Source organism: Mycobacterium sp. NGS18, from assembly GCF_059813185.1.
Genome location: NZ_JCALEC010000002.1, coordinates 193,154 through 205,318 on the forward strand (window position 1 = coordinate 193,154; position 12,165 = coordinate 205,318).

The 12,165-nt window shown below is 69.0% G+C and carries 15 protein-coding genes; 10 read left to right on the forward strand and 5 right to left on the reverse strand.

Going from position 1 to position 12,165, the window contains the following annotated elements; translation table 11 throughout:
* The first annotated feature begins 148 nt into the window (after positions 1-148).
* From AC5Y31_RS04505 to AC5Y31_RS04525, 5 genes are all read left to right on the forward strand, one after another.
* Positions 149-241 carry an Ms4533A family Cys-rich leader peptide gene (locus AC5Y31_RS04505; protein WP_428844332.1) on the forward strand — a complete coding sequence of 31 codons (93 nt, stop codon included), beginning with the start codon at positions 149-151 and terminating at the stop codon, positions 239-241.
* Positions 242-354: 113 nt separating this feature from the next.
* Positions 355-1,371 (forward strand): sulfate ABC transporter substrate-binding protein, encoded by a 1,017-nt coding sequence (locus AC5Y31_RS04510; RefSeq protein ID WP_065024858.1) that lies wholly within the window; start codon positions 355-357, stop codon positions 1,369-1,371.
* A complete protein-coding gene (cysT, locus tag AC5Y31_RS04515) occupies positions 1,368-2,228 on the forward strand; it encodes a sulfate ABC transporter permease subunit CysT (protein ID WP_065024859.1) in 861 nt (286 codons plus the stop codon). The genes AC5Y31_RS04510 and cysT overlap by 4 nt, the downstream gene beginning before the upstream one ends.
* Positions 2,225-3,040, forward strand: a complete 816-nt coding sequence (gene cysW / locus AC5Y31_RS04520; protein ID WP_065024860.1) for a sulfate ABC transporter permease subunit CysW — start codon at positions 2,225-2,227, stop codon at positions 3,038-3,040. Before cysT ends, cysW begins: the two co-directional genes overlap by 4 nt.
* Complete coding sequence (locus tag AC5Y31_RS04525; protein WP_065024861.1) at positions 3,037-4,068, forward strand: sulfate/molybdate ABC transporter ATP-binding protein; 1,032 nt, start codon at positions 3,037-3,039, stop codon at positions 4,066-4,068. Before cysW ends, AC5Y31_RS04525 begins: the two co-directional genes overlap by 4 nt.
* Positions 4,069-4,086: 18 nt before the next feature.
* Here the strand turns inward: AC5Y31_RS04525 and AC5Y31_RS04530 are convergent, their stop codons facing one another.
* The 4 genes from AC5Y31_RS04530 to AC5Y31_RS04545 all read right to left on the reverse strand — a co-directional run bounded on the left by AC5Y31_RS04530 (position 4,087) and on the right by AC5Y31_RS04545 (position 7,666).
* Complete coding sequence (locus AC5Y31_RS04530) at positions 4,087-4,821, reverse strand: sirohydrochlorin chelatase (protein ID WP_065024862.1); 735 nt, start codon at positions 4,819-4,821, stop codon at positions 4,087-4,089.
* Positions 4,800-5,531, reverse strand: coding sequence for a phosphoadenylyl-sulfate reductase (locus AC5Y31_RS04535; protein ID WP_065024863.1), 732 nt, complete (start codon positions 5,529-5,531; stop codon positions 4,800-4,802). Before AC5Y31_RS04535 ends, AC5Y31_RS04530 begins: the two co-directional genes overlap by 22 nt.
* The gene (locus AC5Y31_RS04540) at positions 5,528-7,207 is read right to left on the reverse strand and encodes a nitrite/sulfite reductase (protein WP_499978376.1); all 1,680 of its coding nucleotides are present in this window, start codon (positions 7,205-7,207) and stop codon (positions 5,528-5,530) included. Before AC5Y31_RS04540 ends, AC5Y31_RS04535 begins: the two co-directional genes overlap by 4 nt.
* A gap of 114 nt (positions 7,208-7,321) precedes the next feature.
* Positions 7,322-7,666, reverse strand: a complete 345-nt coding sequence (locus AC5Y31_RS04545; RefSeq protein WP_428844333.1) for an Ms4527A family Cys-rich leader peptide — start codon at positions 7,664-7,666, stop codon at positions 7,322-7,324.
* On the opposite strand from AC5Y31_RS04545, the gene AC5Y31_RS04550 reads away from it, so the two are divergent.
* From AC5Y31_RS04550 to hemW, 3 genes are read left to right on the forward strand one after another with little or no spacing between them, the layout of a single operon-like run.
* Positions 7,555-8,094: an Rv1363c family protein gene (locus tag AC5Y31_RS04550; RefSeq protein ID WP_499978380.1), complete on the forward strand. Its 540-nt coding sequence runs from the start codon at positions 7,555-7,557 to the stop codon at positions 8,092-8,094. The two genes, AC5Y31_RS04545 and AC5Y31_RS04550, sit on opposite strands and share 112 nt — an antisense overlap.
* Positions 8,091-8,495, forward strand: coding sequence for a transglycosylase family protein (locus AC5Y31_RS04555; RefSeq protein ID WP_065024865.1), 405 nt, complete (start codon positions 8,091-8,093; stop codon positions 8,493-8,495). Before AC5Y31_RS04550 ends, AC5Y31_RS04555 begins: the two co-directional genes overlap by 4 nt.
* A 43-nt stretch (positions 8,496-8,538) precedes the next feature.
* The gene (hemW, locus tag AC5Y31_RS04560) at positions 8,539-9,711 is read left to right on the forward strand and encodes a radical SAM family heme chaperone HemW (protein ID WP_499978383.1); all 1,173 of its coding nucleotides are present in this window, start codon (positions 8,539-8,541) and stop codon (positions 9,709-9,711) included.
* 169 nt (positions 9,712-9,880) lie between these two features.
* Here hemW and AC5Y31_RS04565 read toward each other — a convergent pair whose 3' ends face one another.
* Positions 9,881-10,135: a hypothetical protein gene (locus AC5Y31_RS04565; RefSeq protein WP_408632458.1), complete on the reverse strand. Its 255-nt coding sequence runs from the start codon at positions 10,133-10,135 to the stop codon at positions 9,881-9,883.
* 228 nt (positions 10,136-10,363) lie between these two features.
* Between AC5Y31_RS04565 and AC5Y31_RS04570 the strand changes: the two genes are divergently transcribed.
* Together AC5Y31_RS04570 and AC5Y31_RS04575 are read left to right on the forward strand one after the other, a co-directional pair.
* The gene (locus AC5Y31_RS04570) at positions 10,364-11,707 is read left to right on the forward strand and encodes a salicylate synthase (RefSeq protein ID WP_499978386.1); all 1,344 of its coding nucleotides are present in this window, start codon (positions 10,364-10,366) and stop codon (positions 11,705-11,707) included.
* Positions 11,708-11,771: 64 nt separating this feature from the next.
* Positions 11,772-12,041, forward strand: coding sequence for a metal-sensitive transcriptional regulator (locus AC5Y31_RS04575; protein ID WP_065024868.1), 270 nt, complete (start codon positions 11,772-11,774; stop codon positions 12,039-12,041).
* Positions 12,042-12,165 lie beyond the last annotated feature (124 nt).

Here is a 12,165-nt window from a genome sequence, read left to right on the forward strand (position 1 = left end):
CTGGTCGCTTTGATCCTGCTGGTGATCGTCAGCTGGCTGTTGACCCGCTGAGCCGCGGGGTTCATGCCGCGGTTCCAGCTTCGGCTCTCCTCCGTCGAGCCTCGCTGAACCGCGGGGTTCATGCCGCGGTTCTGTTACGCTTCCCGGCATGTTCGCAGCGTCCGGTAATCACGAGTGCTATGTCTTGGCACTCATTGCCGTGGGTAATTGCGCTGTGGCCGACGTGCACTGTTGTCGCTGAACACCCGCCCGTCGACGCTTTGAAGTCGTAATGCCCGGCAGGTAATCCCTGGGCAACCATCTTCGCGAAGCGACGGGACCGAATTTCCTCAGCCCTGCACTGAAAGGTCACCAATGCTTCACACCGCCAGAGGCGCCGCGCTAGCGCTGGCCGCTGTTCTGCTCGCCGGGTGCGGCGGCGGCCCCAGCGACGTGGTCGGCGGTGCCGAACACTCCGGCGCGAGCACCACCTTGACGCTAGTGGCCTACGCGGTTCCCGAACCCGGCTGGAGCAAGGTCATCCCGGCCTTCTACGCCACCGAGGACGGTGCTGACGTGCAGGTCGTCACCTCCTACGGCGCCTCGGGGGATCAGTCTCGCGGCGTCGCCAACGGTAAACCCGCCGACATCGTGAACTTCTCGGTGGAGCCCGACATCACCCGGCTGGTGAAGGCCGGCAAGGTGGCCGAGGACTGGAACGCCGACGTCACCAAGGGCATCCCGTTCGGTTCGGTGGTGACGCTGGTGGTGCGGCAGGGCAATCCCAAGCACATCAAGGACTGGGACGACCTGTTGACACCCGGCGTCGAGGTGATCACCCCCAGCCCGCTGAGTTCCGGATCGGCCAAATGGAATCTGCTGGCTCCCTACGCGGTCAAGAGCGAAGGCGGCAAGGATCCGCAGGCCGGCCTGGACTTCGTCGACAAGCTGGTCAGCGATCACGTGAAGCTGCGCCCGGGCTCGGGGCGGGAGGCCACCGACGTGTTCCTGCAGGGCAGCGGCGACGTGCTGATCAGCTACGAGAACGAGGCGATCGCCGTCGAGCGCAAGGGCAAGCCGGTAGAGCACGTGAACCCGTCGCGGACCTTCAAGATCGAGAACCCGCTGGCGGTGGTGAGCTCCAGCCGGAATCTCGAGACCGTCACCGCGTTCAAGAACTTCCAGTACACGCCCGCCGCGCAACGCCTGTGGGCGCAGGCCGGCTTCCGCCCGGCCGACCCGGGCGTCGCGGCCGAGTTCCGCGAGGAGTTCCCGGCACCGGACAAGCTTTGGACGATCGCCGATCTCGGCGGGTGGGACGTCGTTGACACCGGCCTGTTCGACAAGGAGAGCGGCACCATCACCAAGATCTACACCCGGGTCACCGGATGACGGCCATTGTGGTCACCGAGGCGACCCGGCCCGGTGAGGGCGGACCGCCGGTGCACACCGGGTTCCGGCGCGAAGGCGTCTCGCTGCGGGTGGGCGCCGCGGTGATATGGCTGTCGCTGATCGTGCTGGCGCCGCTGGCCGCGATCGCCTGGCAGGCCGCCGGCGGAGGTTGGCAGGCGTTCCGGCTGGCGGTCACCTCGCACGCGGCGCTGGAGTCCTTCCGGGTGACGCTGACGATCGCCGCCGGTGTGACGGTGGTCAACCTGGTGTTCGGACTGCTGATCGCCTGGGTGCTGGTGCGTGACGACTTCGTCGGCAAGCGCTTCCTCGACGTGATCATCGACCTGCCGTTCGCGTTGCCCACCATCGTGGCCAGTCTGGTGATGCTGGCGCTGTACGGCCCGGCCAGCCCGGTGCGCCTGCATCTGCAGCACACCGCCTGGGGCGTGGGCTTGGCCTTGGCGTTCGTCACGTTGCCGTTTGTGGTGCGCGCGGTGCAACCGGTGCTGCTGGAGATCGATCGGGAGGTCGAGGAGGCCGCCGCGTCGCTGGGCGCCTCCGGGGCGACGGTCTTTCGCACCGTGGTCCTGCCGTCGCTGACCCCGGCGCTGCTGACCGGGGCGGGCCTGGCGTTCTCCCGGGCGATCGGCGAGTTCGGCTCGGTGGTGCTGATCGGCGGGGCGGTGCCCGGCAAGACCGAGGTTTCCTCGCAGTGGATCCGCACCTTGATCGAGAACGACGACCCCACCGGGGCCGCCGCGATCTCGCTGGTGCTGCTCGGTATCTCGTTCCTGGTGCTGCTGGCGCTGCGGCTGCTGGGTGCGCGGGTGACCAAGCGGCAGGAGCGGTCGGCATGACTCCGTCGGCGAAAGTCCGCTACCTGCTGCGGTTCGTGGCGCTGGCCTACATCGGCCTGCTGCTGATCGTTCCGGTGTCGTTGATCCTGTGGCGCAGCTTCGCGCCCGGGTTCGGGCAGTTCTTCGCCTACATCTCCACCCCGGCGGCGATCTCGGCGCTGCAGTTGTCGCTGCTGGTGGTGGCGATCGTGGTGCCGCTGAACGTCATCTTCGGCATTCCGACGGCACTGGTGCTGGCCCGCAACAGATTCCGCGGCAAGGGCGCACTTCAGGCGATCATCGACCTGCCGTTCGCGGTCTCGCCGGTGGTCGTCGGCGTCGCGCTGATCGTGCTGTGGGGCTCGGCCGGCTTGCTGGGCTTCGTGGAGAACGACTGGGGCTTCAAGATCATCTTCGGTCTGCCCGGCATCGTGCTGGCCAGCATCTTCGTCACGTTGCCGTTCGTGATCCGGGAAGTCGAACCGGTGCTGCACGAACTGGGCACCGACATGGAGGAGGCGGCGGCGACGCTGGGCTCGAGCTGGTGGCAGACGTTCTGGCGGATCACGCTGCCCTCGATCCGGTGGGGTCTGACGTACGGGATCGTGCTGACCGTGGCGCGCACCCTCGGCGAGTACGGCGCGGTGCTGATCGTGTCGTCGAATCTGCCCGGCAAATCCCAGACGCTGACGCTGCTGGTGTCCGACCGTTACAACCGCGGCGCCGAGTACGGCGCCTACGCCCTGTCCACACTGCTGATGACGGTGTCGGTACTGGTGTTGATCGTTCAGGTGGTGCTCGACATGCGGCGGGCCGGAAAGGGAAGCAGATGAGCGACGCGATCACCGTCCGGGGAGCCAACAAACGCTACGGCGACTTCGTCGCCCTCGACAACGTCGACTTCACCGTGCCGTCCGGTTCGCTCACCGCGCTGCTCGGCCCCAGCGGCTCGGGCAAGTCGACCCTGCTGCGGGCGATCGCCGGCCTGGACCACCCCGACAGCGGCACCGTCACCATCAACGGCGTCGACGTCACCGGGGTGCCCCCGCAGCGGCGCGGCATCGGATTCGTGTTCCAGCACTACGCGGCGTTCAAGCACATGACGGTGCGCGACAACGTGGCGTACGGGCTGAAGATCCGCAAGCGGCCCAAGTCCGAAGTCAAGGAGAAGGTCGACAACCTGCTGGAAGTGGTGGGGCTCAGCGGTTTTCAGACCCGCTACCCCAATCAGCTCTCCGGCGGGCAGCGCCAGCGGATGGCCTTGGCGCGGGCGCTGGCGGTGGATCCGCAGGTGCTGCTGCTCGATGAGCCGTTCGGTGCGCTGGATGCCAAGGTCCGCGAGGACCTGCGGGCCTGGCTGCGCCGGTTGCACGAGGACGTGCACGTCACCACGGTGCTGGTCACCCACGACCAGGCCGAGGCGCTGGACGTCGCCGACCGGATCGCGGTGCTCAATCAGGGCCGCATCGAGCAGCTCGGCACCCCGACCGAGGTCTACGACGCCCCGGCGAACGCCTTCGTGATGTCGTTCCTCGGTGCGGTGTCCTCGCTCAACGGCACCTTGGTGCGCCCGCACGACATCCGGGTGGGACGCACCCCCGAGATGGCGGTGGCCAACGCCGACGGCACCGCAGAGTCCACTGGCGTGTTGCGTGCGGTGGTCGACCGGGTGGTGACACTGGGCTTCGAGGTGCGGGTGGAGCTGACCAACGCCGCCACCAAGGTGCCGTTCACCGCCCAGATCACCCGCGGTGACGCCGAGGCGCTGTCGCTGGTAGAGGGGGACACCGTCTACGTGCGGGCCACCCGGATACCGCCGCTGAAGGACGCGCCCGTCGCGGACGCGCCGGTGCCGGCGTAACGCTGCAATCTCGGCGCGTCAGGCGGCGGCGTGACGCGCGGTGAGTGCCGCCTCCACCCGGTCCAGCACGGTCGCCGCCACCAGGCGGTGCGCACCGAGCGGCTCGGCCATCGGAATTCCGGCGCCCGCGGCATAGGCGGCGATCCCGTCGGTGATCCTGCCGTGCGCCAGGAACCACGGCGCGATCATCAGCCTGGTGGCCCCGCGTTCCCGCAGGCGCTCGACAGCCTCGGGAACCGACGGTCCCTGCGTGGCGAAGGCGACTTCCACTCCGGCCCAACGGGTTCCGCGGGACAACGGCGCGGCGACGCGGGCGGTCTGGGCGTTGGCGGCAGCGTGCGAGGAACCCACCGCGGCCACCACCACGCCGAGCTCCGAATCGAAACGGGATGCCCCGGCCGCACTGAGCCGCTCACCGAGAACCTGCACCAGCCGGTCGTCCTCGCCCAGGGTGGGCGCCACCTGCACGGCGGCCCCGGACTGCGCGATCACTCCCGGGATGTCGACGCGGGCGTGATAGGCGCTGGCCAATAGGAACGGGACCACCACCACGTCGTCGTCGGCGCTGCGCACCTCGCCCAGCACGTCGCGCAGGCCGGGCGTGCTGTGTTCGCAGAACGCCACCCGCACCGTGAACTCCGGTGCCACCCGGCGCACGTGGCCGGCGATCGCCTCGGTGTTGGCAGCCGAGCGCGGATCCCGGCTGCCGTGCGCGGTCAAGACTAGCGTGGTCACGAGGCGTGCAACCCGCATTCGGTCTTGGTCAGCCCCGCCCAGCGTCCGCTGCGCGGGTCGGCGCCGGCGGCCGGTTTGACCGTGCACGGTGCGCAGCCGATCGACGGGTACCCCTCGTCGATCAGCGGGTTGACCAGCACATTGTTCGCGGCGATGTAGGCGTCGAACTCCTCGTCGGTCCAGGCGGCGATCGGGTTGATCTTCACCAGGCCGAATTGCTCGTCGAAGCTGATCAGCGGGGCGTTGGCGCGGGTCGGCGCCTCCACCCGGCGCAGCCCGGTCACCCATGCCGAGTAGCCGCGCAGCGTGCGGGCCAACGGCTCGACCTTGCGCAGCCGGCAGCACATCGCCGGATTGGACGCGAACAGGTCTTTGCCGTGCGCGGTGTCCTGCTCGGCCACGGTCTGCTCGGGGGTGACGTTGACCAGCGAGATGTCGTACATCGCCTCCACCGCGTCGCGGGTGCCGATGGTCTCGGCGAAGTGGTAACCGGTGTCCAGGAACAGCACCGGAACCCCCGCGCGGACCTTGGCCGCCAGATCCACCAGCACCGCGTCGGCCATATTGGAGGCCACCACGTAGTTACAGGTGGCGCCGCCGCGCGGGCCGTTCACCCCGCCGAAGTTGGCGTCGGTCCACTCCAGCAGTTCGGTGGCGCCGGCGCCGTCGAGCTCGGCCGCGCCGCGGGCGGCCAGCTCACGCAACTCCGCTTCGTCGTGGGGCCTCATCGCAGGTCGTCCTCGTCGGCCCGCACCGCCCACTGCGCGAATCGCTCACCGGCGTTGCGGCCCTTGATGAAGTTGCGCACCACCCGATCGATGTAGTCGCCGAGCTCGTAGCTGAACACCTTGTGCTGGCGCAGTTTACGGCCGAAACCGCTGTCGGCGCCCAGGCTGCCGCCCAGGTGAACCTGGAAGCCGGGGACCGAGTTGCCGTTGCCGTCGTCGATCATCTGGCCCTTGAACCCGATGTCGGCCACCTGGATTCGGGCACACGAGTTCGGGCAGCCGTTGATGTTGACGGTGACCGGCACGTCCAGTAGGGCGTTGAGGTCTTCGAGGCGCTTCTCGAGCTCGGGGACCAGGCTCTGCGCGCGGACCCGGGTCTCGACGAACGACAGCTTGCAGAACTCCAGCCCGGTGCACGCCATCAGGTTGCGTCGCCACGCCGACGGGTTGGCCGGCAGGCCCAGCGCGTCGAGCTCGGTGAGCAGCCCGTCGAGCTTCTCGTCGGGGACGTCGAGAATGATCAGCTTCTGGTACGGGGTGAACCGGGCCCGGTCGGAGCCGACCTGCTCCATCAGCTCGGCGACCTTGAGCAGCGTCGCCCCGTTGACCCGTCCGGAGATCGGGGCCACCCCGACCGCGTTGAGGCCGTTGCGGGTTTTCTGCACCCCGACGTGGTCGATGGTCGCGGTGGGCTGGGCGGGGGCCGGCCCGTCGATCAGTTTGCGGCCCAGGAATTCGGTTTCGAGAACTTCCCGGAATTTCTCCGGTCCCCAGTCCTTGACCAGGAACTTCAGCCGGGCTTTGGAGCGCAACCGGCGGTAGCCGTAGTCGCGGAACAGGCGGGTGACGGCCTCCCAGACGTCGGGCACCTCGTCGAGCGGAACCCAGGCGCCGAGGCGCTGGGCCAGCATCGGGTTGGTCGACAGGCCGCCGCCCACCCACAGGTCCAGGCCGGGGCCGTGTTCGGGGTGGTTGACGCCGATGAAGGAGATGTCGTTGATCTCGTGGGCGACGTCCTGCAGACCCGACACCGCGGTCTTGTACTTGCGCGGCAGGTTGGCGTACTCGGCTTTGCCGATGTAGCGCCGGACGATCTCGTCGAGGGCGGGGGAGGCGTCGAGCACCTCATCGAGGGACTCCCCGGCCAGCGGTGAGCCCAGCATCCCGCGCGGGCAGTCGCCGCAGGCCTCCATGGTCTGCAGCCCGACCGCGGCCAGCCGGTCCCAGATCTCGGGAACCTTCTCGATCTCGATCCAGTGGTATTGCAGGTTGTTGCGGTCGGAGATGTCGGCGGTGCCGCGGGCGTACTCCTGCGAGATCTCGCCCAGGGTGCGCATCGCGGCGACCGACAGCGCCTTGCCGTCGCAGCGCACCCGCATCATGAAGTACTTGGCCTCCAGCAGGTCGGCGTTCTCGTCGCCGGTGAAGGTGCCGTCGTAGCCCTGTTCGCGCTGGGTGTAGAGGCCCATCCAGCGGAACCGGCCACGCAGGTCGTCCTTGGTGATGGAGTCGAAGCCCTGCTTGGAGTAGACCTCGATAATCCGGGCCTGCACGTTGAGGGCCGGGTCGTCCTGCTTGAACTGCTCGTTGTGGTTGACCGGTTCGGTCTCGCCGAGCGCCCACTGGGCCTCACTGCGCTTGGCCCTGCTCGCCGGAGCGGACGGAGTGGTGGTCATCGATTCTCCTTACACAAAGGAGCTGGCGGGATGGAGCGCGGGTAACCGGCGACTGACTCCGGCGGCGCAGATCCGGCGGCCAGCTGGAAGATACAGGTGGGCGGTTCTACGACATCAAGGCAGACAGCGACAGCTGCAAACCCGCTTGAGATCGATGTGCCGCCGAGCCACCAAGGCAACCCCGGATGCGGTGCAGTAGGCGGCAGTCACGCGGCCGATTATGCCATGGATGCCGAAAATCTTCCTTACCGGCGCAAAGTTGTGATCAGCGTGCGCAAAACTCATTTGGGGCCCGACGGCGAGGCGGTCGGGACGGGAGGGCCGCAATCGGAAGGCGGGTGGGCCAGGTGAGTGTCGTCGACTTCGGCTGGGAGCTGTGGGAACCGCCCCCGGCGCCCGAACCGCCCCCGCGGGCCAACGGACGCGCCGTGCTGCGGCGCTGGCTGGCGATCGCAACATTGGTGGCTGCGGTGGGCGGTGGCGGATGGCTGGCCGTCCAGCACTACGAAACCCATCTCGCAGGCGAGCAGGCGCTTCAGGCCGCCGAGGCATACGCGTTGCGGCTGACCAACATCGACGCCGACGACGTCGACCGTAACTTCGCCGGCATCGCCGACGGGTCGACCGGTGAGTTCAGCCAAATGCACACCCGATCGGGTGCCAGGCTGCGTCAGCTGCTGATCGACAACAAGGCAACCGCGCGCGGCCACGTCGGCGAAGCAGTGATCAAATCCGCGGACCGGAGCCATGCCGTAGTGGTGCTGCTGGTCAACCAGGCGGTGCGCAACGCCGACAATCCCGAACCGGTGATGGACCGCAGCCGGATCCGGATGACCATGGACAAGGTCGACGGCCGCTGGCTGGCCAGCAAGGTGGAGCTGGTATGAGGAAATTCACAGTGCTGGCCGCCGGGGTGCTCCTGATCGGCGCCGAACTGACCGCCGCGGCCAACGCCGATCCGATCAACTGGGAAGCGATCGCCAAGTGCGAATCGGGCGGAAACTGGGCAGCCGACAGCGGTAACGGCGATTACGGCGGTCTGCAGATCAGCGCGGCAACCTGGGACGCCAACGGCGGCGTCGGGCTGCCATCGCAGGCCAGCCCGCAGCAGCAGATCGCCGTCGCCAAACGCATCATGGCCGAGCAGGGGCCCGGTGCCTGGCCGACCTGTTCCTCCCGGGGCGCTTCGGCCACGGCGGGTGCCGGGGCGGCCCCGGTCGGATCGCTGACCCACTATCTGTCGGCGTTGTTCGACGAAGCCGACGGGCTTCAGGTTCGGGCCGACTGAGGCCTCCTGCACCGCCCGGCGAGCCGTGGGAGGATCGGACCCCATGACGCTCACCCCGACCGCGGTGGCGCTGCCCGAGGTCCGCCGCAACCACGACGGCCCGTTCGGGGTGTATGTGCACGTGCCGTTCTGTTTCACCCGGTGCGGCTACTGCGACTTCAACACCTACACCCCGGCGGAGCTCGGCGGCGCCAACCCGGACGCCTGGGTGGCGGCGCTGGCCCGCGAACTGGAGCTCGCCGCCGCCCGGCTGGGCGGCCCGCGCGCCGACACCGTGTTCGTCGGCGGGGGCACGCCGTCGCTGCTGGGCGGCGCGCGGTTGGCGCTGGTGCTCGACCACGTGCGGGAGCACTTCGGGCTGGCCGAGGACGCCGAGGTCACCACCGAGGCGAACCCGGAGTCGACGTCGCCGGAGTTCTTCGACACGATCCGCGCCGCCGGCTACACCCGGGTGTCGCTGGGGATGCAGTCGGTCTCGCCGCGGGTGCTGGCCACCTTGGACCGCATCCACTCGCCGGGGCGCCCGGTGGCCGCCGCCCGCGAGGCACGCGCCGCCGGTTTTGAGCACCTCAATATCGACTTGATCTACGGCACGCCCGGCGAGACCGACGACGATTTGCTGCGCTCGGTGGACGCCGCGCTGGAAGCAGGCGTCGATCACCTCTCGGCCTACAGCCTGATCGTCGAAGAGGGCACCGCGCTGGCCCGTCGGGTGCGGCGCGGGGAACTGCCCGCTCCCGACGACGACGTGCTGGCGCACCGCTACGAACTGGTCGACACCACCCTGCGTGCCGCCGGGATGGACTGGTACGAGGTGTCCAACTGGAGCCGGCCGGGCGCGGCCTGCCGCCACAATCTGGGCTACTGGGGCGGTGGCCGGTGGTGGGGGGCCGGCCCCGGGGCGCACAGCTATGACGGCGACCTGCGCTATTGGAACGTCAAGCACCCCAACGCTTATGCGCAGCTCCTGGGGGAGGGGACGCTGCCGGTCGCGGGCTTCGAGGAGCTCTCGGAGTCCGACCGGCACACCGAAGACGTGATGCTGCGGTTGCGCATGCGCGACGGATTGGTGCTGGCGGTGCTGGATGCCGGTGAGCGGGAGCGCGCCGCGGTCGCGGTCAGCGACGGGCTACTGCGCAGCGATGGCGACCACCTGGTGCTGACCGACCGGGGCCGGCTGCTGGCCGATGCGGTGGTGCGTTCGCTGCTGGGGTAGCCCGGGGCAGAGGGGTTCGCGACGGGCTGATGAGTCGCTGCAGGAATTTCGACCATGTGGTGTGTGCCCGCCTCTGCGCGACAACTGTTGTGGAGTGCCGGAATTGCCGGAAGTTGTCGCTCTAAGGCGGGCACACACCCTGCCGGTGAGCGGCGACGTTTGCGGCAGGTCAGCCGCTGAACCAGCCGCGGCCGCCGTCCCAGCTGCCGCAGACTCCGCCGATGCAGCCGTGGCCGAAGCCGCCCTGGCCGGGAATGAAACCGCCGCAGCCTTGCCAGCCGGCGTCGTGGCCGCAGCCGCTGCCGCCGCCGTTGCCGTCGGGGCCCCCGGCGCCGTGCGGTTGGGCCACAACCGCCGGTGCGCTCATCGCCATCACGCCGGTCGGTGCGACGGCGATCGCCGCCGCGGCTGTCGCTATGAACATCGAACCCACGAGCTTTCGAATACTTAGCATGCCTCCATATTTCATACCGATGGCCTCGTTGCCAACCCTTGTGTGACGACCGATACCGAATCGTGAACGCCCGTAACACATCACCATCGCGGGCTCTGCGGCCGAACGATCACCGGCATCGCTGCTCAAGGCCCTGCGGCAGCGGATTAGCGGGCCGGGGAGGACGTCAGTTTGTAGGTTAGGCTACATTTACTAATCGTGTCCGAGCTCGGTGTCGAAACAGCGTCCGAAAATCTGTCGGTGCCGCTGCCGCCGGGCGTCGGGCCGGCCGACCTCGCGGCGGCCCTGGCGGCCGCACTGCCGGAACGCGATGGCGAGGAATACCTGCTCTACGAGCGGTGCGGAAGCTGGACGCTGGCTATGGGCGTGCGCGCTGCCGTCGAGCTGGACAGCGACGAGTTGCGCACCATCCGCGACGGAGTGGTGCAACGCCAGCACTGGCGCGGCCACCCAGCCGTGGTGCTCGGCGAAGCTGTCGACCGGCTGTTGCTGGAGGCCGAGCAGGTGTTCGGCTGGGTCGCGTTCGAGTTCGGTACCTACCGCTTCGGGCTGCAGGATCGGCTGGCGCCGGGAACCGCGCTGGCGCGGGTGTTCTGGCCCCGGACCCGGATCGTGGTCACCGCCGCGAAGGTCGAGATGTTCGGTGCCGGTGACCGGGAGGCCGCGGTGCTGGAGCAGCTGCTGGCTGACGGCGTCCCGGCGCTCGCCGACCCGTCCCGGATCGCGGTAGATGCCGACGCCGCCGGTTATCGCGGCCGGGTGGCCACCGCGGTCGACGAGATCTGCGCCGGCGCCTACCGCAAGGTGATCCTGTCGCGCTGCGTCGACGTGCCGTTCACGCTGGACTTCCCCTCGACCTATCGGCTGGGCCGGCGACACAACACCCCGGCCCGGTCGTTTCTGTTGCGGCTCGGCGGTATTCGAGCGCTCGGTTACAGTCCGGAACTGGTGGCCGAAGTGCGTGAGGACGGCGTGGTGGTCACCGAGCCGCTGGCCGGGACGCGGGCGCGCAGCGGCGATCCCGCGGTCGACGGGCCGGTTCGCGCCGAGCTGGAATCCGACGCCAAGGAGATCGTGGAGCACGCGATCTCGGTGCGTACCTCGATGGAGGAGATCGCCGAGGTCGCCGAACCCGGCAGCGCCGCGGTCACCGACTTCATGACGGTGCGCGAGCGCGGCAGCGTCCAGCACCTGGGCTCGACGGTGTCGGGGCGGTTGGATCCCGCGCGGAATCGGATGGACGCTTTGGTGGCGCTGTTTCCGGCGGTCACCGCCTCGGGCATCCCGAAAGCGCCGGGGATCGAGGCCATCCTGCGGCTCGACGAGTGTCCGCGGGGTCTGTACTCCGGCGCGGTGGTGATGTTTTCGGCCGACGGCGGGCTGGACGCCGCGTTGACGCTGCGGGCTGCCTACGAGCAAGACGGGCGGACCTGGCTGCGGGCGGGGGCGGGCGTCATCGACGCCTCGCGTCCGGAACGGGAATTCGAGGAGACCTGCGAGAAGCTGGCGACGCTGGCGCCGTATCTGATCGCGCGCCGCTGAACCGCCTTCCCGGCGCGGTGATACCCCGGCGGGTATCGTGGCTCTTTGGTGGAGAGGAGCTCATGTGGTTGGCGACGACGACAGCGTCAAGTCAGTGTTGAACCGGTTGCGCCGCGCGCACGGCCAGCTCGCCGGGGTGATCGCGATGATCGAGAGCGGCCGCGACTGCAAGGATGTGGTCACCCAGCTGGCCGCGGTCTCGCGTGCGCTGGACCGGGCGGGTTTCAAGATCGTGGCCAGCGGGCTGCGCGAATGCCTCGCCGGCCAGTCCGGCAGCGGCAATGCTCCGCTGACCGAGGACGAGCTCGAGAAGCTGTTTCTCGCCCTGGCCTGACCGGCGGTTCAGCGAGGCTCGACGGAGGAGAGGCGAAGCTGGGACCGCCGCATCAACCCGGCGGTTCAGCGAGCCTCGACGGAGGAGAGGCGAAGCTGGGACCGCCGCATCAAGCCCGGCGGTT

Bases quoted from the DNA above. Each gene is read 5' to 3' on its own strand.
- AC5Y31_RS04505 (WP_428844332.1), top strand. From the start codon at position 149: ATGTTCGCAGCGTCCGGTAATCACGAGTGCTATGTCTTGGCACTCATT.
- AC5Y31_RS04510 (WP_065024858.1), top strand. From the start codon at position 355: ATGCTTCACACCGCCAGAGGCGCCGCGCTAGCGCTGGCCGCTGTTCTG.
- cysT (WP_065024859.1), top strand. From the start codon at position 1,368: ATGACGGCCATTGTGGTCACCGAGGCGACCCGGCCCGGTGAGGGCGGA.
- cysW (WP_065024860.1), top strand. From the start codon at position 2,225: ATGACTCCGTCGGCGAAAGTCCGCTACCTGCTGCGGTTCGTGGCGCTG.
- AC5Y31_RS04525 (WP_065024861.1), top strand. From the start codon at position 3,037: ATGAGCGACGCGATCACCGTCCGGGGAGCCAACAAACGCTACGGCGAC.
- AC5Y31_RS04530 (WP_065024862.1), bottom strand. From the start codon at position 4,821: ATGCGGGTTGCACGCCTCGTGACCACGCTAGTCTTGACCGCGCACGGC.
- AC5Y31_RS04535 (WP_065024863.1), bottom strand. From the start codon at position 5,531: ATGAGGCCCCACGACGAAGCGGAGTTGCGTGAGCTGGCCGCCCGCGGC.
- AC5Y31_RS04540 (WP_499978376.1), bottom strand. From the start codon at position 7,207: ATGACCACCACTCCGTCCGCTCCGGCGAGCAGGGCCAAGCGCAGTGAG.
- AC5Y31_RS04545 (WP_428844333.1), bottom strand. From the start codon at position 7,666: ATGTTGCGATCGCCAGCCAGCGCCGCAGCACGGCGCGTCCGTTGGCCC.
- AC5Y31_RS04555 (WP_065024865.1), top strand. From the start codon at position 8,091: ATGAGGAAATTCACAGTGCTGGCCGCCGGGGTGCTCCTGATCGGCGCC.
- hemW (WP_499978383.1), top strand. From the start codon at position 8,539: ATGACGCTCACCCCGACCGCGGTGGCGCTGCCCGAGGTCCGCCGCAAC.
- AC5Y31_RS04565 (WP_408632458.1), bottom strand. From the start codon at position 10,135: ATGTTCATAGCGACAGCCGCGGCGGCGATCGCCGTCGCACCGACCGGC.